Annotated in this window: 21 protein-coding genes; 9 read left to right on the top strand and 12 right to left on the bottom strand. The window is 62.7% G+C overall.

Features of this window, described 5'->3' with window-relative positions; translation table 11 throughout:
• Positions 1 to 25: 25 nt before the first annotated feature.
• From trpE to QQ992_RS02325, 9 genes are all read right to left on the bottom strand, one after another.
• Entirely contained in the window at positions 26 to 1,507 is a 1,482-nt protein-coding gene (gene trpE, locus QQ992_RS02365) for an anthranilate synthase component I (RefSeq protein ID WP_060499053.1), read from the bottom strand.
• Positions 1,508 to 1,576: 69 nt separating this feature from the next.
• On the bottom strand, positions 1,577 to 2,395 hold the full coding sequence (locus QQ992_RS02360; protein ID WP_286112132.1) for a phosphoglycolate phosphatase: 819 nt from the start codon (positions 2,393 to 2,395) through the stop codon (positions 1,577 to 1,579).
• The gene (rpe, locus tag QQ992_RS02355) at positions 2,392 to 3,066 is read right to left on the bottom strand and encodes a ribulose-phosphate 3-epimerase (RefSeq protein ID WP_016484625.1); all 675 of its coding nucleotides are present in this window, start codon (positions 3,064 to 3,066) and stop codon (positions 2,392 to 2,394) included. Before rpe ends, QQ992_RS02360 begins: the two co-directional genes overlap by 4 nt.
• A gap of 199 nt (positions 3,067 to 3,265) precedes the next feature.
• The gene (locus tag QQ992_RS02350; RefSeq protein WP_016715782.1) at positions 3,266 to 4,093 is read right to left on the bottom strand and encodes an ABC transporter permease; all 828 of its coding nucleotides are present in this window, start codon (positions 4,091 to 4,093) and stop codon (positions 3,266 to 3,268) included.
• An 11-nt stretch (positions 4,094 to 4,104) separates the two neighbouring features.
• Positions 4,105 to 5,352, bottom strand: coding sequence for an ABC transporter permease (locus QQ992_RS02345; protein WP_286112131.1), 1,248 nt, complete (start codon positions 5,350 to 5,352; stop codon positions 4,105 to 4,107).
• Positions 5,353 to 5,412: 60 nt separating this feature from the next.
• Positions 5,413 to 6,447: an ABC transporter substrate-binding protein gene (locus tag QQ992_RS02340; protein WP_286112130.1), complete on the bottom strand. Its 1,035-nt coding sequence runs from the start codon at positions 6,445 to 6,447 to the stop codon at positions 5,413 to 5,415.
• A gap of 40 nt (positions 6,448 to 6,487) precedes the next feature.
• Positions 6,488 to 7,612: an ABC transporter ATP-binding protein gene (locus QQ992_RS02335; RefSeq protein ID WP_016715779.1), complete on the bottom strand. Its 1,125-nt coding sequence runs from the start codon at positions 7,610 to 7,612 to the stop codon at positions 6,488 to 6,490.
• A 306-nt stretch (positions 7,613 to 7,918) separates the two neighbouring features.
• A complete protein-coding gene (locus QQ992_RS02330; RefSeq protein WP_177313735.1) occupies positions 7,919 to 8,551 on the bottom strand; it encodes a response regulator in 633 nt (210 codons plus the stop codon).
• A gap of 7 nt (positions 8,552 to 8,558) precedes the next feature.
• Entirely contained in the window at positions 8,559 to 10,946 is a 2,388-nt protein-coding gene (locus QQ992_RS02325; RefSeq protein ID WP_286112129.1) for a PAS domain-containing sensor histidine kinase, read from the bottom strand.
• 95 nt (positions 10,947 to 11,041) lie between these two features.
• Between QQ992_RS02325 and QQ992_RS02320 the strand changes: the two genes are divergently transcribed.
• A complete protein-coding gene (locus QQ992_RS02320; protein ID WP_286112128.1) occupies positions 11,042 to 12,040 on the top strand; it encodes an alpha/beta hydrolase family protein in 999 nt (332 codons plus the stop codon).
• 36 nt (positions 12,041 to 12,076) lie between these two features.
• Here QQ992_RS02320 and QQ992_RS02315 read toward each other — a convergent pair whose 3' ends face one another.
• From QQ992_RS02315 to QQ992_RS02305, 3 genes are read right to left on the bottom strand one after another with little or no spacing between them, the layout of a single operon-like run.
• The gene (locus QQ992_RS02315; RefSeq protein WP_286113891.1) at positions 12,077 to 12,844 is read right to left on the bottom strand and encodes a TerB family tellurite resistance protein; all 768 of its coding nucleotides are present in this window, start codon (positions 12,842 to 12,844) and stop codon (positions 12,077 to 12,079) included.
• Position 12,845: 1 nt separating this feature from the next.
• Positions 12,846 to 13,517 carry an N-acetylmuramate alpha-1-phosphate uridylyltransferase MurU gene (gene murU, locus QQ992_RS02310; RefSeq protein ID WP_286112127.1) on the bottom strand — a complete coding sequence of 224 codons (672 nt, stop codon included), beginning with the start codon at positions 13,515 to 13,517 and terminating at the stop codon, positions 12,846 to 12,848.
• Positions 13,514 to 14,533 carry an aminoglycoside phosphotransferase family protein gene (locus QQ992_RS02305; RefSeq protein ID WP_286112126.1) on the bottom strand — a complete coding sequence of 340 codons (1,020 nt, stop codon included), beginning with the start codon at positions 14,531 to 14,533 and terminating at the stop codon, positions 13,514 to 13,516. The genes murU and QQ992_RS02305 overlap by 4 nt, the downstream gene beginning before the upstream one ends.
• Before the next feature lie 130 nt (positions 14,534 to 14,663).
• On the opposite strand from QQ992_RS02305, the gene QQ992_RS02300 reads away from it, so the two are divergent.
• The 8 genes from QQ992_RS02300 (at position 14,664) to QQ992_RS02265 (ending at position 24,557) form a co-directional block, all read left to right on the top strand.
• Entirely contained in the window at positions 14,664 to 17,471 is a 2,808-nt protein-coding gene (locus QQ992_RS02300; RefSeq protein WP_286112125.1) for an LPS-assembly protein LptD, read from the top strand.
• Complete coding sequence (gene surA, locus QQ992_RS02295; RefSeq protein ID WP_105947283.1) at positions 17,452 to 18,771, top strand: peptidylprolyl isomerase SurA; 1,320 nt, start codon at positions 17,452 to 17,454, stop codon at positions 18,769 to 18,771. Before QQ992_RS02300 ends, surA begins: the two co-directional genes overlap by 20 nt.
• Positions 18,768 to 19,757 carry a 4-hydroxythreonine-4-phosphate dehydrogenase PdxA gene (gene pdxA, locus QQ992_RS02290; RefSeq protein ID WP_286112124.1) on the top strand — a complete coding sequence of 330 codons (990 nt, stop codon included), beginning with the start codon at positions 18,768 to 18,770 and terminating at the stop codon, positions 19,755 to 19,757. Before surA ends, pdxA begins: the two co-directional genes overlap by 4 nt.
• Complete coding sequence (gene rsmA / locus QQ992_RS02285; RefSeq protein ID WP_028699058.1) at positions 19,754 to 20,554, top strand: 16S rRNA (adenine(1518)-N(6)/adenine(1519)-N(6))-dimethyltransferase RsmA; 801 nt, start codon at positions 19,754 to 19,756, stop codon at positions 20,552 to 20,554. Before pdxA ends, rsmA begins: the two co-directional genes overlap by 4 nt.
• Positions 20,555 to 20,760: 206 nt before the next feature.
• Positions 20,761 to 21,141 carry a Co2+/Mg2+ efflux protein ApaG gene (apaG, locus tag QQ992_RS02280; RefSeq protein WP_012270198.1) on the top strand — a complete coding sequence of 127 codons (381 nt, stop codon included), beginning with the start codon at positions 20,761 to 20,763 and terminating at the stop codon, positions 21,139 to 21,141.
• On the top strand, positions 21,141 to 22,007 hold the full coding sequence (locus tag QQ992_RS02275) for a symmetrical bis(5'-nucleosyl)-tetraphosphatase (protein WP_274081998.1): 867 nt from the start codon (positions 21,141 to 21,143) through the stop codon (positions 22,005 to 22,007). Before apaG ends, QQ992_RS02275 begins: the two co-directional genes overlap by 1 nt.
• Positions 22,008 to 22,021: 14 nt before the next feature.
• Positions 22,022 to 22,351 (top strand): thiosulfate sulfurtransferase GlpE, encoded by a 330-nt coding sequence (gene glpE / locus QQ992_RS02270; protein WP_060499068.1) that lies wholly within the window; start codon positions 22,022 to 22,024, stop codon positions 22,349 to 22,351.
• Between the two features lie 283 nt (positions 22,352 to 22,634).
• On the top strand, positions 22,635 to 24,557 hold the full coding sequence (locus tag QQ992_RS02265) for a PrkA family serine protein kinase (protein WP_003255563.1): 1,923 nt from the start codon (positions 22,635 to 22,637) through the stop codon (positions 24,555 to 24,557).
• Positions 24,558 to 24,560 lie beyond the last annotated feature (3 nt).

Here is a 24,560-nt window from a genome sequence, read left to right as displayed (position 1 = left end):
GGGCCGCTCAGCGGCCCCAATCCATTTACTTGGCTGAAGTCTGCTCAGCCAGGGCGACCGCACGGAACATCGCGCGGCGCTTGTTGATGGTTTCTTCCCATTCCAGCGCTGGCACCGAGTCGGCAACGATGCCGCCACCGGCCTGCACATGCAGTTCGCCGTCCTTGATCACCGCAGTACGGATGGCAATCGCGGTGTCCATGTTGCCATTCCAGGCAAAGTACCCCACGGCACCACCGTAAACCCCACGCTTGACCGGCTCCAGTTCGTCGATGATTTCCATCGCACGAATCTTCGGTGCGCCCGACAAGGTGCCAGCCGGCAGGATCGCCCGCAGCGCATCCATCGCCGTCAGCCCTTCACGCAGCTGGCCGGTGACGTTGGAGACAATGTGCATCACGTTGGAATAACGCTCGATCACCATCTTCTCGGTCAGACGCACGCTGCCGGTCGAGGACACACGGCCCACGTCGTTACGGCCCAGGTCGATCAGCATCAGGTGCTCGGCGATCTCCTTGTCGTCCGACAGCAGGTCGTCTTCCAGCGCACGGTCGGCCTCTTCAGTCGCACCACGCGGGCGAGTACCGGCAATCGGGCGCACGGTAACCAGGTTGTCCTCGACACGCACCAGCACCTCGGGCGAACTGCCAACCACATGGAAGTCACCGAAGTTGAAGAAGTACATGTAGGGCGTCGGGTTGAAGCAACGCAGGGCGCGGTACAGGTCGATAGGCGCAGCCTTGAAGTCGATGGACATGCGCTGCGACGGCACCACTTGCATGCAGTCACCGGCCAGGATGTATTCCTTGATACGGCCGACGGCGTTCTCGTAGTCCTCGCGGGTGTAGCTGGAGCGGAATTCCGGCTCGGCGGCCTGAGGGCCACTCAAGTCCAGGCCACGGCGCGGGGTGATCGGCTGACGCAGGGTTTCCAGCAGGCCTTGCAGCCGTGCCTGGCCCTGTTCGAAGGCGTGCGCTTCAGCCGGGTCGACCAGCACGATCGCGTGCATCTTGCCTGCCAGGTTGTCGAACACCACGACAGCATCGGACACCATCAGCAGGATATCCGGCACACCCAGCGGGTCCGGGTTGGGACTGGCGCCCAGGCGCTTTTCCACATAACGCACGCAGTCGTAGCCGAAGTAGCCGACCAGGCCGCCGTTGAAGCGCGGCAGGCCAGGGATGTCGGCGACCTTGTAACGGTCCTTGAAGCTTTCGACGAACGCCAGCGGGTCTTCGACATCGTGGCTTTCCACCTCGATGCCATCCTGCAGGATGCTGACGTGGTAGCCGTGAACGCGCATCACGGTGCGCGACGGCAGGCCAATCATCGAGTAACGGCCCCACTTTTCGCCGCCCTGAACCGATTCGAGCAGGTACGAGTTGGGTTGGTCGGCCAGTTTCAGGTAGATCGACAGCGGCGTGTCGAAGTCGGCCAGGGTTTCACAGGCCAGGGGGATGCGGTTGTAGCCGGCAGCGGCCAGGCGCAGGAATTCTTCGCGGTTCATGAGTAGCCTCGTGGCAAGCAGCAATAAGTCAGGCAAACGGATGGGCCGGCACACGCCGGCAGGCAGAAGTCAGGCGCGCCAACGCCAACGGGCCAGGGCCTTGATGACTTTCATCCAGAATTTGCCAGTAACCGCCACGGTGGACTCTCTGTCTTGTGAGGCTTGAAGATCCGCCAACGTTATCCCAGTGGCCGGGTCTTCGCAACCGGGCAGCAAGGCGCGCAGGTCATCGATCACAAGGCTGGGGGTTTCGTCGTGGATCGGCCGCCCATGGTTGTAGCCGTAGGTCAGCCCCACGCATTGCACGCCAGCCGCCTTGGCCGCCAGCACATCACTGCGCGAATCGCCCACAAACAACGATTGTTGCGGGCTAACGCCGGCCATCTGCATGACGAACAGCAACGCCGCCGGGTCCGGTTTTTTCTGCGGCAGGGTGTCGCCGCCGATGATCCAGCGGAAATAGCGGCCGATCTTCATCTGGTCCAATAAAGGGGCGACGAAGCGCTCCGGCTTGTTGGTGATCAGTGCCATTTCCACGCCCTGCTTCTGCAGCCAGCGCAGGGTGTCTTTCACGCCGGGATAAACCACGGTGAGCTCATGGCTTTCGGCATAGGCTTCCATGAACAGTGCCAGGCCCTGCTCGGCCAGCACATCATCCACAGCGTCATGCTCAATACCGCCCGCCAGTGCTCGGCGCACCAGCACCTGGGCGCCATTGCCAACCCAATGGCGCACCGCCTCAAGGCCCGCAGGCGGGCGCCCCAGTTCGAGCAGCATGCGGTCCACGGCGGCGGCCAGGTCTGGCACGGAATCGATCAGGGTACCGTCCAGATCGAACATCACCAGCCTGGGCAGCGTCCCCGGGAACAGCTGCTCGAAGCCACTCATGGGCGGGCCTGAGCCAGTTCGGCGCGCATCTTGGCGATGACTTCCTGGTAGTCCGGGGCGTTGAAGATCGCCGAGCCGGCCACGAAGGTGTCGGCGCCAGCGGCAGCGATCTCGCGGATGTTGTTGACGTTGACGCCGCCGTCGATTTCCAGGCGGATATCACGGCCACTGGCGTCGATCAGCGCACGCGCTTCGCGCAGCTTGTCGAGGGTGCCGGGGATGAACTTCTGCCCGCCGAAGCCTGGGTTGACGCTCATCAGCAGCACCATGTCGATCTTGTCCATCACGTACTTCAGGGCGTCCAGGCTGGTGGCCGGGTTGAACACCAGGCCGGCCTTGCAGCCACCGTCCTTGATCAACTGCAGCGAGCGGTCGATGTGCTGGGTGGCTTCCGGGTGGAAGGTGATGTAGGTGGCGCCGGCCTCGATGAAGTCGCCGATGATGCGGTCGACCGGGCTGACCATCAGGTGCACGTCGATGGGCGCGGTGACGCCGTACTTGCGCAGGGCAGTGCACACCATCGGGCCGATGGTCAGGTTGGGAACGTAGTGGTTGTCCATGACATCGAAGTGAACGATGTCGGCACCCGCAGCCAAAACCTTGTCGACGTCCTCACCCAGGCGGGCGAAATCGGCGGAGAGAATGGAGGGGGCAATAGCGTAGGGCTGCATGGCGCACCTGTTGGCAGAATCACGGTGGCGCGCATTGTAACTCAGGCAAACGGGTAGAGGCTGATTGGTATCAATTGGTGTCCGACACATGGGGGCGCTTTGCGCCCCGATCGCGACACAAGGCCGCTCCTACAACGGATCGCGGTCTCCTGTAGGAGCGGCCTTGTGTCGCGATTGGAGGGCAAAGCCCTCCCAACCATCAGGCAGGCTGCTGAGTCCTCAGCTTCTCGCTACGCCCACGCAACCACTCCAGGGTCAGCAGCAATATCACCGAGAAGGCAATCAGCAAGGTCGCTGCCGCTGCAATGGTCGGGCTCAGGTTTTCGCGAATACCACTGAACATCTGCCGCGGCAGGGTCGCCTGCTCGGGCCCTGCCAGGAACAGGGTCACCACCACCTCGTCAAACGACGTGGCAAAGGCGAACAGCGCCCCCGAAATCACCCCGGGCGCAATCAGCGGCAGGGTCACCCGGCGGAAGGTCAGCAGTGGCGACGCGCCCAGGCTGGCCGCCGCGCGCACCAGGTTGTAGTTGAAGCCCTGCAAGGTGGCCGACACGGTAATGATGACGAACGGTACACCCAGCACCGCATGCACCAGAATCAGCGAAGTGAAGCTGTTGCCCATCCCCAGCGGCGCAAAGAACAGGTAACTGGCTACACCGATAATCACGACTGGTACCACCATCGGCGAAATCACCAGCGCCATCACCAGCGACTTGCCGGGGAAATCGCCACGGGTCAGGCCGATGGCCGCCAGGGTGCCGAACACCATGGCCAGCACCGTGGCTGCCGGGGCGACGATGATGCTGTTCTTCAGCGCCCGCATCCATTCGGCCGAGCCGAAGAAGTCCTGGTACCACTGCAGTGAGAAGCCCTGCAGCGGGTACACCAGGAAGCTGCCACTGTTGAACGACAGCGGCACGATCACCAGTACCGGCAAGATCAGGAACAGCAGGATCAAACCGCAAAGAATGCGCAGGCTGTAGAACCAGACCCGCTCCACGGGCGACATGTATGGGCTCAGCATGACAAGGCTCCTCAGCTCAGGCGCAGGCGGCTGGCGCCGACCAGCCAGCTATAGATCAGGTACAACAGCACGGTCGCCAGCAGCAACAGCCCGCCCAGCGCGGTGGCCATGCCCCAGTTGATGCTGGTGTTGGTGTAGAAGGCAACGAAGTAGCTGACCATCTGGTCGTTCGGGCTACCCAGCAGCGCCGGGGTGATGTAGTAACCAATGGCCAGGATGAACACCAGCAGGCAACCGGCACCAACACCCGCGTAAGTCTGCGGGAAGTACACCCGCCAGAAGCTGGCGAACGGGTGGCAGCCCAGCGAGATCGCCGCACGCATGTAGGTGGGCGAAATGCCCTTCATCACGCTGTACAGCGGCAGAATCATGAACGGCAGCAGAATGTGCACCATGGAGATGTATACGCCGGTGCGGTTGAACACCAGTTCCAGCGGCTGGTCGATGATGCCCATGGCCATCAGCGCACTGTTGATCAGGCCACCCGATTGCAGCAGCACGATCCACGCCGCCACCCGCACCAGGATCGAGGTCCAGAACGGCAGCAGCACCAGAATCATCAGCAGGTTGCTCTGCCGGGTCGGCAGGTTGGCCAGCAAATAAGCCAACGGGTAGGCCAGCACCAGGCAGATGGCGGTGATCACCACCCCCATCCACAGGGTACGGGCAAAAATGTCCAGGTAAATGGCCTGGTCCGGGGTGGCCTTGGCCAGTTCGCCAAGGTCGTCGATGCGGTGGTCGACAGAAGCCAGCAGGTAGAACGACGTCACCGAGCTGGTATTGCGGCGTATCGCCTGCCAGTAGGCCGGATCGCCCCAACGCTCGTCTACGGCCTGCAACGCGTCTTTATAAGAAGCAGGCTCAGCCTTGAATGGCAGTGCCCGGGCGGTTTTGGTCAACAAGCTGCGGTAGCCGGCCAGTTCCATGTTCAAGCGCTTGGAAAGGTCGCCAAGGGTCTGGTTCTTGCGCGACTCGGCCAGGTCCTGGCTCAGCGCCTTGTACACGTCCTCGCCGGGCAGACTCTTGCCATCCCACTGGCTGATGACTTCGACCGTGCGCGGCAGGCCGCCGACCACTTCCGGGTTGCCGACGCTTTTGTACAGCAGCGCCGCAATCGGCACCAGGAACACCAACAGAAGAAACAGCGCCAGCGGCGCGATCAACGCCTGCGCCTTCCAGCGGTTGACCCGCTCGGCGTGCTTGAGGCGCTGCTTGAGACTTGGACCTGCGCCTTCGTTGAGGGGCACTGCAATGGCCATGGCGAACTCCGCAATACAGGCTGAAATGGGGGCTGCGGTGCAGCCCCGCACACTGGACGTTTACTTCTTCGCCGCCCAGGCGTTGAAGCGTTGCTCCAGCTGCTCGCTGTTGTCGGCCCAGAAGGCCACGTCGATCTGCACCTGGTTGGCGATGTTTTCAGGCGTGGTCGGCATGTCCTTCTTCACCTCGTCCGACAGCAGGCTCACAGCCTTGGAGTTGGCCGGGCCATAGGCGATGTTTTCGGAGTAGATCTTCTGCTGCTCGGGCTTCACGCTGTAGGCGATGAACTTCTTCGCCTCATCGGCGTTCTTGGCACCTTTAGGGATCGCCCAGGCGTCAAAGTCGTAGATGCCGCCGTTCCACACCACCTTGAGGTTGCTCTCTTTCTGCACAGCGGCAATACGGCCGTTGTACGCAGAACTCATGACCACGTCGCCCGAGGCCAGGAACTGCGGAGGCTGTGCACCTGCTTCCCACCACTGGATGTTGGGCTTGAGCTCATCGAGTTTCTTGAAGGCGCGGTCCTGGCCTTCCTTGGTGGCCAGCACTTTGTAGACTTCCTTGGGCGCAACGCCATCGGCCATCAGTGCGAATTCCATGGTGTACTTGGCACCTTTGCGCAGGCCGCGCTTGCCCGGGAATTTCTTGGTGTCCCAGAAATCAGCCCAGCTGGTAGGTGCGGTTTTCAGCTTGTCGGCGTTGTAGGCCATGACCGTGGACCAGACGAAGAAGCCCACGCCGCACGGCTGGATGGCACCCGGCACGTAGTCACCCTCATTGCCAAACAGGGCCGGGTCGAGCTCTTCGAACATGCCCTCATCGCAACCACGCGCCAGCTCTGGCGACTCAACCTCTACCAGGTTCCACGACACACTCTTGGTGTCGACCATCGCCTTGACCTTCGCCATTTCACCGTTGTACTCACCGGCGACGATCTTGCCGTTACCCGCCTTCTCCCATGGCTCGTAGAACGCTTTTACCTGGGCCGCCTTGTTGGCGCCCCCGAACGAGATCACGGTGAGGTCTGCGGCCATGACCTGGCCAGCGGCGAACAGCCCCAAGGCCAGGGCGGTCAGTTTCAACTGCTTGCGCATTCTTATTCTCTCCACAGTACAGGGTTGGTGAAGCAATCCATCAATGGGCTTCGGCAATCGGATCGAGCGCGCGGGCGTGCTCCACCTCCCAGCCCAGCGGTACTACATCGCCCACGGCCAACGCCGGGTCGAGCTCGGCAATGGGCTGTTTCACGAAGAAGTCGCCCTTGCCGCAAACTTCCAGGCGCACCCGCACGTGGTCGCCCAGGTAAATGAATTCAGCCACCCGGCCAGAGAAGCGGTTCACGCAGCTTTCGCTGTGGCCGTTCAGGCGTACGCGTTCGGGGCGGATCGACAGGGTGACCGGCTCGCCGGCCTGGCCGACATTCACCGCCAGCGCCTCCACCCGCTCACCGCGCGGCAGCTGCACCTGGCAGCGCTTGCCATCACTGGCCAGCAGGGTGCCGTTGATGCGGTTGTTCTCGCCGATGAAGTTGGCGACGAAGGTGTTACAAGGTTCTTCGTACAGCGTGCGCGGGTCGGCGATCTGCTGGATCTCGCCCTGGTGAAACACCGCCACGCGGTCGGACATGGTCAGCGCTTCGCCCTGGTCGTGGGTCACGTACACCACGGTCACGCCAAGGCGCTGGTGAATGTGCTTGATCTCCATCTGCATGTGTTCACGCAGTTGCTTATCGAGCGCCCCGAGTGGTTCGTCCATCAGCACCAGCTGTGGCTCGAACACCAGCGCCCGGGCCAGGGCCACGCGCTGCTGCTGGCCGCCCGACAACTGGCCGGGGTAGCGCTTGGCGAAGGCATCGAGCTGGACCATGTTCAGCACGCGTTTGACCCGCTCGCTGATGTCGGTCTTGCTGAGGTTGCGCACGGTCAGCGGGAAGGCCAGGTTTTCGGCCACGGTCATGTGCGGGAACAGCGCGTAGTTCTGGAACACCATGCCGATGTCGCGCTTGTGCGGCGGCACGTTGTTGATCGAGCGCCCGGCCAGCTGGATTTCACCCGCAGTGGGCGTTTCGAAGCCGGCCAGCATCATCAGGCTGGTGGTCTTGCCCGAGCCGGACGGGCCGAGCAGGGTCAGGAACTCGCCCTTGCGAATCTCCAGGTTGAGGTCTTTGACGATCAGCGACTCGCCGTCGTAGCTCTTCTGCACACCACGGAAGCTGACCAGCGTTTCGCTGGTTGCAGCGTTCGACTTCGCCTCGCTCATGCCTGCACCTTCTTGTTGGATGACTGCGTAGGCAAAAGAGTAGAAGAGGCGCAAGCGCCCGAAAATCGGGGGTGCTGAGAGAATGCCATCATCCGGATGGAAGATTTGTTGTAGGGATTGCCCTACAAGGATGGCGCATTCAGGACAAACATATCCCCGTGTAGGAGCGGCCTTGTGTCGCGATGGGCTGCGAAGCAGCCCCTAGGCTTCGGCTTAGATGCACAATTTTCTGGGGCTGCTCTGCAGCCCTATCGCGACACAAGGCCGCGCCTACAAAAAACCGTGCAAGCCAGGAGCATGTCGCAATCAGACCAGCTTGTGCTCCATGGCGTACTTCACCAGCTCCGCCAGCGAGTTCACTTTCAGCTTCTGCATCAGGCGCGCCTTGTGCGTGCTGATGGTCTTGCTCGACAGCGCCAGCTGCTGGGCGATGTCGTTGACGTTGGCGCCCTGGGCCAGGCGCTCGAACACCGAAAACTCGCGCTCCGACAGCAGCGTGTGCAACGGCCGCGACTCGGTCAGGCCCACTTCGAACACCATGCGGTCAGCCAGCGACGGGTCGATGTAACGCCCGCCACCCGCCACCCGGCGAATCGCGGTCAGCAACAGTGCCGGGTCACTGTCCTTGGTGGCATAACCTGCCGCTCCAGCCTTCAGCGCCCGCGCCGCCATTTGTGCCTCGTCGTGCATCGACAACATCAGGATCGCCGGGGCATCGTGCAACGCACGTATCCGCGGGATCGCCTCCAGGCCATTCACACCCGGCATGGAGATATCCAGCAATACCACCTCACAGGGCGTGTGGCGCAAGGTTTCAAGCAACTGCTCACCATTACCGGCCTCCCCCACCACTTGCATGTCCTTGGCCAGGCCAATCAACTGCTTGATGCCTTCGCGGACAATGGTGTGGTCTTCGGCCACCAGCACTCGAATCACGATCGCTCTCCTACTCCAACGGTATGGCCACGCTCAGGCTGGTGCCTTCGCCCGGCTCGCTGTCCAGTGCCATGCTGCCCCCCAACATCAGCACCCGCTCACGCACGCCCACCAGACCAAACGAGGTGGGCCGGGTCTGCTCGCGGCAAAAGCCCTGGCCATCATCGCTGACTGTCATGCGCAATTGCCCCTGTGCAAGCACCAGCTCGATCTCCACGCTGTGCGCCTGGGCATGGCGCATCACGTTGGTCAGTGCCTCCTGGAGGATACGGAATAACCCAATGGCCTTGGCATCGCTCAATGCTGGCAGATTATCCGGCACTTGTACCAGGCACGGGATCTGCGTACGCGCCTCGAAACGCCGTGCCTGCCATTCGATGGCCGAAGCGATACCTGCATCGAGGATTGGCGGGCGCAAGGCCGTGGCCACGTCGCGCACCAACTGGAACAGCTGGGCGATCAGGCGTTTCATGCTACCCAGACGCTCGTTCAGGCCTGGGTCCAGCTCGGCAAAGGCCAGCTCGCACATCGACACTTCCAGCTTGAGCACGGTCAGCATCTGCCCCAGTTCATCATGCACTTCCCGGGCGATGCGGGCTTTCTCTTCTTCACGCACGCTTTCCAGGTGGGCCGACAGCTCGCGTAGCTGCTCCTGGGACTTGGCCAGTGCCATTTCCGCCCGCTTGCCTTGGGTGATGTCCCACACCACGCCGTCCCATACCACCTGGCCGTTACCCAGGCGCCGGGTGCTGGCCTTGATGTCGGCCCAACGCTGTTCGCCCTGGCGGGTGAGGATGCGGCCCTGCCAGGACCAGTCCTGGTCACTGGCCAGGGCCAGGTCCTGCACCCGATGGTAATCGGCGCGGTCCTCTGGGTGCACCAGGTTACGCAGCCCCATCTGCGGGTGCTGGATTTCGCCGGGCGTATAGCCCACCAGCGCCTCGCTGCCCTCACTGATGTAGGGAAATTCCAGATCGCCCTCGGCCGGGTCGCGTTCTAGACGAAATACCAGCCCCGGCACATTGCCAGCAATGCCCTTCAGCCGCGCCTCGCTTTCGCGCAGCGCCGCCAGGGCACGGTGGCGCTCGGTGACGTCGGCGAGGTAGACCACCAGGTATTCGGAATCACGAAAGCGCAGAAAGCTCAGCGACAGTTCGACCGGCAGCAGGCTGTGGTCGGCCCGTCGGCATTGCGTCTCGAACTGGCCAATACCCGTTGCCCCCGTACGCGCGCCCTTCCACAGCTCCAGCCAGCGGTCCATGTTGAGGCTTGGCTCGAAGTCACCCAGCGGCCGCTCCAGCAGCTCCCCCTCGGCGTAACCCAGCATGCGCTCGGCAGCGTGGTTGGCGTACCGCACGTGGCTGTCCCAGTTGACCCACAAGATACCCACCGTGCTCTGGTCGATGGCGAACTGGCTCAATCGCAACGCCTCCTCGCGCACCTGGCGCTCCACCAGGCTTTCCCGCGTGGCCAACAGGCTGCGCTCCAGCTGGCGCTGCTGCCGGCGTTGCCACACCAGCGTGGCCAGCGCGCACAACAGCAGCATGCCGAACAGCAAGGCCAGGTTCTGCCAGAAACCAGGCGACTCGCTCAGGCGCGGGTACTTCGGCTGCAACCAGCGCTGGTGCATTTGCTCCAGCTCCTTGGCCGGCAATGCCTGCAGGCCACGCTCCAGCACGTCGGCCAGCAGTGGCCAGTCACGCCGAGAACCAATGCGCAGTAGCTGTGGCAGGCCTATATCGCCAACCACCGCCAGCTCACTGAACTCGCTCTCACGCGACAGACGGCTGAGTTGGGCTTCATCCAGCACGGCGAAACTGGCCTGGCCACCGACCACCAGTTGCAAGGCCTCACGCTCGTTGGGTACCCCCTGCAGGTTGAGGTTGCCGTAGTTGCCACGCAGATAATCCGCCAGTTGGCTGGGCATGCGCACCGCTACGCGCTGCTCGGCTTCGAGCTTTTCCAGCTCTACCGCCATGGCCCCGGTGCGCGGCCCCACCACCAGTTGCGGCACGCGCATGTACGGGTCGCTGAACAACCACAGGCGCAGGCTGGCTGGCGTCTGGGTAAGGCCTGGGGCAAAGTCGATTTCCCCGGCCTGCAGGGCATGTTCAAGGCTGGTCTGGTCGGTGAAGTTGCGCCAGGTAAGGTCTAGACGCAGTGCCTGCGCCAGGCTGTTCACCAGTTCTACGTTGGCCCCATACAGTTGCTGCAGCCGCCGGTCGAACTGGGCGTAGGGCGCCTGCAGCACCAGGCCGACGCGCAGGCTGCGATGGCTGTCCAGCCACTGCTGCTGCGCAGGTTCCAGTACAACCGTGGGCTCTGCCTCGGTCCTGGCCAAGGCTATCAAGGGCAGCCACAAGCAGCCGATAACCAACAGGCGACGCACTCGCTTCATCTACACGCTCGTCTTGGCAAAGGCGGCCATGCAGCATGGCCGTCACGGGCAAATACTATTAGGCTGCCGGTATCATTCTGGCCTTGGGTTGACGCATGTCCACACTTTATCGCACGACGCTGGCAATGTGCTGCCTGGCCTCGATCCTTCCGCTCGCCGCCGTGGCCGCCGATGCAGAAAAAGCACCCGCCACAACCGAGGCACCCGCTGCCGAAGCCCCGCGCCCGCCGCTGCTGGAGCGCAGCCAGGAAGATGCCCTGGCCCTGGAGCGGCTGGTACCCAAGGCCGAGCAGCAGACGTTGCAGGCGGGCGCCGACAGCTTCCTGGCCTTGTGGAAGCCGGCCAACGACAGCGACCCGCAAGGGGCGGTGATCATCGTCCCGGGTGCTGGTGAAACGGCCGACTGGCCAAATGCCGTAGGCCCCCTGCGGCAAAAATTCCCGGATGTCGGCTGGCACAGCCTGAGCCTTAGCCTGCCGGATCTGCTGGCCGACAGCCCGCAGGCGCGGGTCGAGGCCAAGCCGGCTGTCGAGCCCGAAAAAACCCAGGGTGAAAGTGCGCCAGCCAAGGACGTACCCGCTGACGCCAATGCCAATGTCGCCCAGGCCACTGCTGCCGATGCCGATACGGCGGAAAGCACCGACGCCGAACAGGCCAGCGAGCAGACAGACCCGGCCGACGCCGAGCGCATTTTCGCCCGCCTGGACGCTGCTGTGGCGTTTGCCCAGCAGCACAATGCCCGCAGCATCGTGCTGATCGGGCATGGTAGCGGTGCGTACTGGGCAGCCCGCTACCTGAGCGAAAAACAGCCACCGCACGTGCAGAAACTGGTGATGGTGGCTGCGCAGACGCCAGCACGGGTGGAACATGACCTGGAAAGCCTGGCGCCAACCTTGAAGGTGCCGACAGCCGATATCTACTACGCCACCCGCAGCCAGGACCGCAGCGCAGCCGTACAGCGACTACAGGCCAGCAAGCGGCAGAAGGACAGCCAGTACCGGCAGTTGTCGTTGATCGCCATGCCGGGGAACAAGGCAGCCGAGCAGGAGCAGTTGTTCCGCCGGGTGCGGGGATGGATGAGTCCACAGGGTTGAGCTGAAATCGATGGGGCCGCTTTGCGGCCCCGTTTTTTACAGGCCCCGACGCTTGCGGATCATGGCGTAGGCCTGGTGCAACTCACGGGTACGCTCGGTCGCTTCCCGCACCTGCGCCTCACTGGCGCCAGTGCCCGCCAGCTTGTCCGGGTGGTGACGGCTGACCAGCCGACGATAGGCCTGCTTGACCTTGTCGCCTTCGGTGTCCGCCTCCACCGCCAACAAGCGCAAGGCAGCCGCATAGGTCATGGGGACACCTTCCGCCCCCGTAGCCTTGCGCGGCTCGTACTCCAGCGACATGGCCTGTACCTGCCGCCGGCTCAGGCCCAGCTTCTGCCCCCAGTCCAGCAGCAGCTCACGCTCCTTGTTGCCCATCTTGCCGTCGGCCCAGACCATGCGCCAACAGGCACGCAAGGTACCTTCCGCCGCATGTGGCTGCTGGCGAATGCGCCGCAGGTGCCTGCCAAGCCGGTCCTTGCCCGCCTTGCCACGGTTGAACGCATTGATAGCGCGTAGCCGGGCCGTTTCGGCCAGGTCCAGGCGCACCATTTCCTGACGCGCCTGCTGGATGTGCTGCTCGCCCACCCGACCATCGCACTTGGCCAGGCGCCCAAGCATCACGAACAGCAACTCGTCATCGCGCAAGGCCGGGCGCCCGCCCAGGCGCTCGCGCATGTCTTCCCAGCCTTCCAGGCGCAAGCGGCGGTCAAGGGCCTGCCCAAGCAACAGGCCCAGCAAAGCGCCCGGAATGCTGGCCACGGCAAAGCCGGCGCCGGCGCCAATCAGTGTCCCTGGCCACCACATGTCAGGCGCGCTCGCCAATCAGGCGCTCGGCTTCGGCCAAGCGTTCGAGCGTGCCGACATCCACCCAGTGCCCACGGTAGTGTTCGCCACTGACCTGCCCTGCCGCCATGGCCTGGCGCAACAGCGGTGCCAGCTTGAAGGCACCCGGTTGGCAGCCTTCGAACAGCGCAGGGTTCAGTACCGAAAGGCCACTGAAAGTCAGCGTGCCTGGCGCCTCATCGCCATCGACAACCTGTTCGCCCAGCAGGCGGAAGTCACCTCGGCCATGGTGGCCCGGGTTGTCGACCAGCACCAGGTGAGCAAGCCCCTGCAAGGGGGCTTGCAGGCGTGCGAAGTCGTAGTCGGTCCAGACATCGCCGTTCACCAGCAGGAATGGCGCGTCACCCAGCAAAGGCAAGGCCTTGAAGATGCCACCACCGGTTTCCAGCGGCTCGCCCTCGGGCGAATAGCGGATGCTCAGGCCAAAACGGCTGCCGTCACCCAGGTGGTCTTCGATCTGCTGGCCGAGCCAGGCATGGTTGATCACCACCTCGGTAACGCCTGCCGCCGCCAGGGCGCGCAGGTGATACTCGATCAGCGGCTGGCCGGCCACCGGGACCAGCGGTTTTGGGGTGTGCAGGGTCAGCGGGCGCATGCGCTCACCTTTACCCGCAGCCAGGATCATTGCCTTCATGCACGCGCTCCGGCCTGCAACTGCGCGATCAGTTCACCCAGCTCCGCCAATTCGGGCCGGCGGCTGATCACTTCTTCTATATAGGCGAAGAAACGCGGCACGTCGCCCAGGTAACGGGGTTTACCGTCGCGGTGGAAGATACGGGCGAAGATGCCGATCACCTTCAGGTGGCGCTGCACGCCCATCAGGTCGCTGGCACGCTGGAACGCCTCGAAGTCGGCCTGTACCGGGATACCGGCAACCTGCGCCTTCTGCCAGTAGTCACGCAGCCAACCTTCGACCCGTGGCTGAGGCCAGCTGAGGAAAGCGTCCTTGAACAGGCAGGTGATGTCGTAGGTGACCGGGCCGTACACCGCGTCCTGGAAGTCCAGCACGCCGGGATTGGGGGTGCTCTGCATCAGGTTGCGCGGCATGTAGTCGCGGTGCACCAACACCTTGGGCTGGGCCAGGGCACTGTCGATCAGCAGCTGGCTGATACGCTGCCAGGCAGCCTTCTGGGCATCGGTGAAGGTCAGGCCCAGTTCACGGCCCACGTACCACTCCGGGAACAATTCCACTTCACGGCGCAGCAACGCGTCGTCGTAGCTGGGCAGTGGCGCGTCCATCGGCAGGCGCTGGAAGGCCAGCAGTGCATCGATAGCATCTGCGAACAGCCCGTCGGCGTTGTCGGCATCAATGATATCAAGGTATGTCTGGTGGCCTAGGTCACCCAGCAGCAGGAAGCCGCGCTCCAGGTCCTGAGCGTGGATCAGCGGCACATGCACGCCAGCGCTGGCCAGCAGATGGTCGATGGCGACGAACGGTCGGCAGTTCTCCTGCGGAGGCGGTGCGTCCATGACCACGAAGCTGTGGCCGGCGCCCTGCCAGCGGAAGTAGCGGCGGAAGCTCGCGTCGCTGCTGGCCGCAGTCAGGCTGCCGGCCGGCACTTCGCCCCAGGCGTTGTTGCGGAAAAGATCATTGAGCTGCTCATCGAGCCAGACCGTCAGTTGTTGCAAGCGTACATCGTGTTCAGGCATTACAAGGGTCTCCGACGGCCCTAGCCGTCAAGCGGGTCATGCTTTATTATCCAGCATCTTTTTCAGACCATCGAGAGGCGTGCGGCCCCACACGCGGGCAGATGGCACGCAGGAAGCCCGGACTAATAAGATGGCATTGAAATCCCCCGCGTTTCGTAGAAAGTTTCCGTTGCTGGTAACCGGCGGTCTGCTGGCCCTGCAACCTCTGGCCACGTCGTACGTGGTGGCAGCCGAACAGTTCGACTGCCAAGTGTCCGCTGCCGGTGGTTGGGACTGCAAGCCCAAGGCCCCAGTCAACAACCTGCCGCCGCGCCCGGTGCACGAGGGTGCTGCTGTCAGCACCGGCACCGAAGCCGCGAGCGAAGGCGAAACCGCGGACCGGCCAATGCTGGTCACCGAGGCCAAAGGCCGTGGCCTGAAGTCGCGCAGCGAAGACTACAGCCACCTGGACTGGGTTCCGCGTGAAAAACTCACCGCCGCACAGCTGGCCGAAACCGGTCCTTACTGTGGTGGCGCGTACATCGAGCCAACCCGCCCGGGCATGGCCGACACCACGCCGAAGGACGAGTCGCCGACCTACATCAACGCCAAGGTGTCCAAGTACCAGCAGGAGCAGCAGATCGCTACCCTCGCCGGTAACGTGGTGATGCGCCAGGGCAGCATGCAGGCCGAAGCCGACGAGGCCAACCTCTACCAGACCGAAAACCGTGGCGAGCTCAAGGGCAACGTCAAGATCCGTGACAACGGCTCGCTGGTGGTCGGTGACCAGGCACAGATTCAGCTCGACACGGGCGAAGCCCAGGTCGACAACGCCGAATACGTGATGCACAAGTCGCACATCCGCGGCAGCGCCCTGTACGCCAAGCGTGGTGAAAACGCCATCATCCGCCTCAAGGACGGTACGTACACCACCTGCGAACCGGGCAGCAACGCCTGGCAGCTGAAGGGCAACAACATCACCCTGAACCCGGCCACCGGTTTCGGTACCGCGACCAACGTGACGCTGCGGGTCAAGGATTTCCCGGTGTTCTACACACCGTACATCTACTTCCCGATCGACGACCGTCGCCAGTCCGGCTTCCTGCCGCCATCGTTCAGCACCAGCAGCGACACCGGCTTCATGCTGGTAACGCCGTACTACTTCAACCTGGCGCCTAACTACGACGCCACGCTGTACCCGCGCTACATGACCAAGCGCGGCCTGCTGATGGAAGGCGAGTTCCGCTACCTGACCGAATCCAGCGAAGGCCAGTTCGGCGGTGCGTACCTGAACGACAAGGACGACGACCGCAAAGACCAGACTGACTACAAAGAACAGCGCTGGATGGTCAACTGGCAGCACAAGGGCGGGCTGGACGAGCGCCTGATGACCGAGGTGAACTACACCGACATCAGCGACCCGTTCTACTTCCAGGACCTGGAATCCGACCAGATTGGTGTTGAAAGCAAGGACTTCCTTGATCAGCAAGGTGCGTTGACCTACCGCGGCGACAGCTACACCGCGCGGCTGAACGTGCATGCCTACGAGGCGGCGACTATTTCGCAGATCACGCCTTATGATCGCCTGCCGCAGATTACCTTCAATGGTGTGCTGCCTTATCAGCCGGGCGGGTTGAACTTTGCTTACGAAACCGAGGCTGCGCGCTTCGAACGTGACTTGAAGAACGACACCGTATTCGACAAGGATGGCAACCTGGACCTCACGGCAGGCCCCGATGGGCGCCGGCTCGACCAGAACATTCTGGGTATTGAACGCGCCAACGGAACACGTTTGAACGTCGCGCCGTCAATCAGCTACCCAATGACAGCCAGCTACGGCTTCCTCACGCCCAAGCTGAAGTATGCCTACACCCAGTACGATCTCGACCTGGACAGCAAAGGCAAGGACGATGCGATCAGGTTGCGCAACGAGAACCCAAGCGCCTACGGTAGCTATGACAGCACCGTGAGCCGCGATGTGCCGATCTTCAGCGTCGACAGCGGCCTGTATTTCGACCGCAACACGTCGCTGTTCGGTACCGATTACAAGCAGACCCTCGAGCCGCGGATGTTCTACCTCTACGTCCCGTACAAGGACCAGAAGGACATTCCGCTGTTCGATACCGGCGAAACCTTGTTCAGCTACGACTCGCTGTTCCGCGACAACCGATTCAGCGGCACCGACCGCATCGGCGACGAGAACAAGCTGTCGCTGGGCGTGACCACGCGTTTCATCGAAGACAACGGTTTCGAACGGCAGAACTTCAGTATCGGCCAGGCCTACTACTTCAAGGACCGCAAGGTCCAGCTGCCAGGCATCGACTACCGCGACCGCAAGGATGCGCAGTCCGATGTGTCGCCGTACGCCCTGGTGTACAACTACTACTTCAACCGCGACTGGCGCTTCAATTCGGACTTCAACTGGGACCCGGACAGCCACAGCACCCGCTCGGGCAGCGCGATGTTCCATTACCAGCCTGAAGACAACCCGAACAAGGTGGTCAACCTCGGCTATCGCTATCGCAACGACACCATTGCCTACGACTCGACCACAGGTACCTGGAAAGTGGGCGGCGGTGACTACGGCACCCCTGGCGATCCGAACTACATCAAGGATTACTACAAGATCCAGCAGCATGACTTCTCGGTCATCTGGCCGATCGTTCCGCAGTGGAGCGTTATCGCTCGCTGGCAGCATGACTACAACCGCAACCGCACCCTGGAAGCCATGGGCGGTTTCGAGTACGACAACTGCTGCTGGAAACTGCGCCTGATCAACCGTTACTGGATCGATTACGACGACTTCAGCCAGGCTCTTCCACAGAACGAAAAAGGCGACCACGGTGTCTTCCTTCAGATTGTCCTGAAAGGCCTCGGTGGCGTAGTTGGCAACAAGGTCGAATCTTTCCTCGACCAAGGCATTCAAGGTTACCGTGAACGTGAAGACCAAGCTTATTGATCGACTGCGCCCGGCGTTGCTGGGCGTTGCATTGCTGAGTGGCGCGGTGCATGCCGCAGTGCAACCTCTTGATCGCGTGGTGGCCATCGTCGACAACGACGTGGTCATGCAAAGCCAGCTGGACCAGCGCGTCCACGAGGTGCAGCAGACCATCGCCAAGCGCGGCGGCGGTGTGCCGCCAACCGGCGCCCTGGAACAACAGGTACTGGAACGCCTGATCGTCGAAAACCTGCAACTGCAGATCGGCGAGCGCTCCGGCATCCGCATCACCGACGAAGAGCTGAACCAGGCCATCGGCACCATTGCCCAGCGCAATGGCATGTCGCTGGACCAGTTCCGCGCTGCCCTGGCCCATGACGGCCTGTCGTTCGACGACGCTCGCGAGCAGGTCAAGCGCGAGATGATCATCAGCCGCGTGCGCCAGCGCCGCGTGGCCGAGCGCATCCAGGTGTCGGAGCAGGAAGTGAAGAACTTCCTGGCTTCGGACATGGGCAAGATGCAAATGTCGGAAGAGTACCGCCTGGCCAACATCCTGATCCCGACCCCGGAAGGCGCCAACTCTGAAGCCATCCAGGCGGCGGCGCGCCAGGTTGGCGATGTGTACCAGCAGCTCAAGCAAGGCGCCGACTTCGGCCAACTGGCCATTGCCCGCTCCGCCAGCGAAAACGCCCTGGAAGGCGGCGAGATGGGCTGGCGTAAAGCCGGCCAGCTGCCACCCGACTTCGCCAAGATGCTCAGCAGCATGCCGGTCGGCGAAATTACCCAGCCTATCCGCATCCCTAACGGCTTCATCATCCTCAAGCTCGAGGAGAAGCGCGGGGGCAGCGAGAACGTGCTGCGTGACGAAGTGCATGTACGCCACATCCTGATCAAGCCAAGCGAGATCCGCAGCGATGCGGCCACCGAGCAACTGGCCGAGCGCCTGTACGACCGCATCAAGAACGGCGAAGACTTCGGCGAACTGGCGAAGAGCTTCTCGGAAGACCCAGGCTCGGCGCTTAACGGCGGCGACCTCAACTGGGTAGACCCGAACAGCCTGGTACCGGAGTTCCGTGAACAGATGGCCAACGCCCAGCAAGGCGTGGTGACCAAGCCGTTCAAGACCCAGTACGGCTGGCATGTGCTGGAAGTGCTGGGCCGCCGTGCCACCGACAGCACCGAGCAGGCTCGCGAACAGCAGGCCCTGAGCGTTCTGCGTAACCGCAAGTACGACGAAGAGCTGCAAACCTGGCTGCGCCAGATCCGCGACGAAGCCTACGTTGAAATCAAGCTGCCTGGCGCTGACCAGGCCGCCCAGTGAAGCCCCTGCGCTTCGCCGTCACTCCCGGCGAACCAGCCGGCATAGGTCCCGACCTGTGCCTGCTGCTCGCCGCAGACGCCCAACCCCACCCCCTGATCGCCATCACCAGCCGTGACCTGCTCGCCGAGCGGGCCACGCAGCTGGGGCTGGCTGTCAGCCTGCTGCCGGTAGCCCCGGGCCAATGGCCCGACCAGCCGGCACCCGCAGGCAGCCTTTACGTCTGGGATACCCCCCTCGCTGCCCCGGTAGCGCCAGGCCAGCTCGACAAAGCCAACGCCGCGTTCGTGCTGGAGACCCTGACCCGCGCAGGCCAAGGCTGCCTGGACGGGCACTTCGCCGGGATGATCACCGCCCCGGTGCACAAGGGTGTTATCAACGAAAGCGGTATCGCCTTCTCCGGGCATACCGAGTTCCTTGCCGAACTGACCCACACAGCACAGGTGGTGATGATGCTGGCCACCCGTGGCTTGCGTGTGGCCCTGGTGACCACACACCTGCCGCTGCGTGATATTGCCGACGCCATCACTGCCGAGCGCGTGGAGCGTGTAACCCGTATCCTGCATGCCGACATGCGCGACAAGTTCGGCATCGCCAACCCGCGCATTCTGGTGTGCGGCCTCAACCCGCACGCGGGTGAGGGCGGCCATCTTGGCCGCGAAGAAATCGACATCATCGAGCCGACGCTGGCCCGCCTGCGCACCGAAGGCATGGACCTGCGCGGGCCACTGCCGGCCGATACCCTGTTTACCCCCAAATATCTGGAGCACTGCGACGCGGTGCTGGCGATGTACCACGACCAGGGCCTGCCCGTACTCAAGTACAAAGGCTTCGGCGCTGCGGTCAACGTGACTCTGGGCCTGCCGATCATCCGCACGTCGGTCGACCACGGCACCGCCCTGGACCTGGCCGGCACCGGCAAGGTCGACACCGGCAGCCTGCGCGTCGCGCTGGAAACCGCCTACCAGATGGCCGAGAACCGACCATGAACGAGCAATACCAACACCGGGCGCGCAAGCGCTTCGGCCAGAACTTCCTGCACGACGCCGGCATCATCGACCGCATCCTGCGTGCCATCAACGCCAAGGCCGGCGAACACCTGCTGGAAATCGGCCCGGGCCAGGGCGCCCTGACCGAAGGCCTGCTGGGCAGCGGTGCACAGCTGGACGTGGTGGAGCTGGACAAGGACCTGGTGCCGATCCTGCAGCACAAGTTCGCTGACCGCAGCAACTTCCGCCTGCACCAGGGTGACGCCCTGAAGTTCGACTTCAACCAGCTAGGCGTGCCGCCGCGCAGCCTCAAGGTGGTGGGCAACCTGCCCTACAACATCTCCACCCCGCTCATCTTCCACCTGCTCAGCCATGCCGGGCTGATCCGCGACATGCACTTCATGCTGCAGAAGGAAGTGGTCGAGCGCATGGCCGCCGGCCCCGGTGGTGGTGATTGGGGGCGTTTGTCGATCATGGTGCAGTACCACTGCCGGGTCGAGCACCTGTTCAACGTAGGCCCTGGCGCCTTCAACCCGCCGCCGAAAGTGGACTCGGCCATCGTCCGCCTGGTGCCGCACGAAGTGCTGCCACACCCGGCCAAAGATGCCAAGCTGCTGGAGCAGGTGGTACGCGAGGCGTTCAACCAGCGCCGCAAGACCCTGCGCAACACCATGAAGGGCCTGCTCGACAGCGCGGCCATCGAAGCTGCCGGCGTGGATGGCAGCCTGCGCCCTGAACAGCTGGACCTGGCGGCCTTTGTGCGCCTGGCTGACCAGTTGGCCGATCAGCAAGCCTGATTTCGCCTGTACCGACCTCTTCGCGGGCTTGCCCGTTCCCACAGGTACACCACAGCCTTCGAATACTGTGAGATCCCTGTAGGAGCGGGTTTACCCGCGAAGAGGCCGGTACAGACAACCCTCCTCCTTTGACCCCACACCGCTGGCCCTCCCCCCTCCCAATGGCCTAGACTGCATTATTGCGTCAGTTCGCCCAAGGCCCTTGCATGTCCGACCCCCGCTATCAAATCGACGTCAGCGTCGTGACCCGCTACCTGAAAGAACAATCCGACCCGGAAAACAGCCGTTTCGCGTTCGCCTACACCATCACCGTGCAGAACAACGGCTCGCTCAAGGCCAAGCTGTTGTCGCGGCACTGGCTGATCACCAACGGTGACGGCGAAGTCGAGGAAGTGCGCGGCGCCGGTGTGGTTGGCCAGCAACCCAACATCGACCCGGGCCAGAGCCACACCTACAGCAGTGGTGCGGTCATCAGCACCCGCGTGGGCACCATGCAGGGCAGCTACCAGATGTTCGCTGAAGACGGTAAGCGCTTCGACGCCGAAATCGCGCCCTTCCGCCTGGCGGTGCCCGGGGCGCTGCACTGATGGCTACCTACGCCGTCGGCGATCTGCAAGGCTGCCTGCAACCTCTCAAGTGCCTCCTTGAACGTGTCAATTTCAACCCGGCCGTCGACCGCCTGTGGCTGGTCGGCGACCTGGTCAACCGCGGCCCCGAGTCGCTGGAAACCCTGCGCTTCCTGTATTCGATCCGCCAGTCGCTGGTCTGCGTGCTGGGTAACCATGACCTGCACCTGCTGGCCGCTTGGCACAACGTCGAGCGCCTTAAGAAAAGCGACACCCTGCGCGAAATCATCGAAGCGCCGGATGCCGATCAACTGTTCGACTGGCTGCGCCAGCAAAAGCTACTGCATTATGACGAGGCACGCGGCATTGCCATGGCGCACGCCGGCATCCCGCCACAGTGGACGCTCGGCCAGGCACTTGGTCTGGCGGCTGAGGTGGAAGAAGTACTGCGCGACGATGGCCGCCTGAAGCTGTACCTCGACGGCATGTACGGCAACGAGCCGAACAAGTGGAGCAAGAACCTCACCGGCGTCGAACGCCTGCGGGTCATCACCAACTACTTCACCCGCATGCGCTTCTGCACCGCCGAGGGCAAGCTCGACCTCAAGAGCAAAGAGGGCCTGGGCACCGCGCCCAAGGGCTACAAGCCCTGGTTCGCACACAAGGACCGTCGCTCGCGGCATGTGAAGATCATCTTCGGCCACTGGGCCGCCCTTGAAGGCCGCGCAGACGCGCCAGGCGTCATCGCACTGGACACCGGCTGCGTGTGGGGCGGCGCCATGACCCTGTACAACGTCGACAGCGGCGAATACCACCGCTGCGACTGCGCCGACGACGGCACCCTGCGCCCGCCGGCACAACCCACTACACTCAACGACCACACCTGAAGGAAGTAGTACCCATGAGCGAATTCAAGCGCATCCCTCCCGAGCAGGCACTGGCACTGCGCGCGCAAGGTGCGGTCGTCGTCGATATTCGCGACCCGCAGGCCTTTGCCGCTGGCCACATCACGGGTGCCCAGCACCTGGATAACCACTCGGTTGCCGAGTTCATCCGCAATGCCGACCTCGATGCCCCGACCCTGGTGGTCTGCTACCACGGCAACTCCAGCCAGAGCGCTGCCGCCTACCTGGTAGGCCAGGGCTTCTCCAACGTGTACAGCGTGGACGGCGGCTTCGAACTGTGGCGCGCCACCTACCCGGCCGAGACCGCCCAAGGCAGCGCCGAATAAATATTTTCATTTTTCCTGCAGCCCGCGCCCCGTGCGGGCTTGCGGCTTATCTGACGAACGGTCGTTCGTAACTTCTGCCCTCCTCGCCCCTTGACCTTGCAGATAACCAACTACGCTTAAGCTCAGGCCATCCAAAAAGGGGAGAGCCGGTACACCGGCGTGCGGGTCATCGGTAGCGTTACAAGGTGTTCTGGGGGGTATACAGCAATCGGTGAACCCGGTTGCATGCCAGCATCAGCTGACTGATCCGGCGTCGTCTCCACGTATCGAGCGAGGTGACGTCATGAGTATTTTTAGCCACTTCCAACAACGTTTCGAGTCTACGCGCCAGGAAGAACTCTCGCTGCAGGAGTACCTCGAGCTGTGCAAAGAGGATCGCAGTGCCTACGCATCGGCGGCCGAACGGCTGTTGCTGGCCATCGGTGAGCCAGAGCTGATCGACACCTCTACCAACTCCAGGCTGTCGCGCATCTTTTCCAACAAGGTCATTCGCCGCTATCCGGCCTTTGCCGACTTCCATGGCATGGAAGAGTGCATCGACCAGATCGTTTCGTACTTCCGCCACGCCGCCCAAGGCCTGGAAGAGAAGAAACAGATCCTCTATCTGCTGGGCCCGGTGGGCGGCGGCAAGTCGTCGCTGGCCGAAAAACTCAAGCAGCTGATGGAAAAGGTGCCGTTCTACGCGATCAAGGGTTCGCCGGTGTTCGAGTCGCCCTTGGGTTTGTTCAACGCCACCGAAGATGGGGCCATTCTCGAGGAAGAGTTCGGCATCCCACGGCGCTACCTGAACACCATCATGTCGCCATGGGCCACCAAGCGCCTGCAGGAGTTTGGCGGCGATATTTCCAAGTTCAAGGTAGTGAAACTCTACCCGTCGATTCTCAACCAGATCGCCATCGCCAAGACCGAACCCGGCGACGAGAACAACCAGGACATCTCGGCCCTGGTCGGCAAGGTCGATATCCGCAAGCTTGAAGAGTACCCACAGAACGACGCCGACGCTTACAGCTACTCGGGCGCGCTGTGCCGGGCCAACCAGGGCCTGATGGAATTCGTCGAAATGTTCAAGGCACCGATCAAGGTCCTGCACCCCTTGCTCACTGCCACCCAGGAAGGCAACTACAACAGTACCGAAGGCCTTGGGGCGATTCCCTATACCGGTATCCTGCTGGCGCACTCCAACGAATCGGAATGGCACACCTTCCGCAACAACAAGAACAACGAAGCGTTCATCGACCGGATCTACATCGTGAAGGTGCCGTACTGCCTGCGCGTCAGCGATGAGATCAAGATCTACGACAAGCTGCTGGTCAACAGCTCGCTGTCCAAGGCCCATTGCGCGCCGGATACGCTCAAGATGCTGGCTCAATTCACGGTGCTTTCCCGCCTTAAAGAGCCAGAAAACTCCAACATCTACTCGAAGATGCGCGTTTACGACGGGGAAAACCTCAAGGATACCGATCCCAAGGCCAAGTCGATCCAGGAATACCGGGACTCCGCTGGCGTTGATGAAGGCATGAACGGCCTTTCGACCCGCTTCGCCTTCAAGATCCTGTCCAAGGTGTTCAACTTCGACCCACACGAGATCGCCGCCAACCCGGTGCACTTGCTGTACGTGCTGGAACAGCAGATCGAACAGGAGCAGTTCCCGGCGGAAGTGCGCGAACGCTACCTGCGCTACCTGAAGGAATACCTGGCACCACGCTACATCGAGTTCATCGGCAAGGAAATCCAGACCGCCTACCTGGAGTCCTACAGCGAATACGGCCAGAACATCTTCGACCGCTATGTGCTGTACGCCGACTTCTGGATCCAGGACCAGGAATACCGCGACCCGGAAACCGGCGAAATCCTCAACCGCATCGCCCTCAACGAGGAGCTGGAAAAGATCGAGAAACCGGCCGGCATCAGCAACCCGAAAGACTTCCGCAACGAGATCGTCAACTTCGTACTGCGCGCACGCGCCAACAACAACGGCAAGAATCCAAGCTGGCTGAGCTATGAAAAACTGCGGGTCGTGATCGAGAAGAAAATGTTCTCCAACACCGAAGACCTGCTGCCCGTCATCAGCTTCAACGCCAAGGCCAGCAAAGAGGACCAGAAGAAACACAACGACTTCGTCACCCGGATGGTGGAGCGTGGATACACCGACAAACAGGTGCGCCTGCTGTCGGAATGGTACCTGCGGGTCAGGAAATCGCAATAAAGC

The organism is Pseudomonas kurunegalensis (genome assembly GCF_030291635.1).
GTDB lineage: Bacteria > Pseudomonadota > Gammaproteobacteria > Pseudomonadales > Pseudomonadaceae > Aquipseudomonas > Aquipseudomonas monteilii.
The sequence above is the reverse complement of the archived record's forward strand: the minus strand, read 5'-3'. Positions and strand labels throughout refer to the sequence as shown.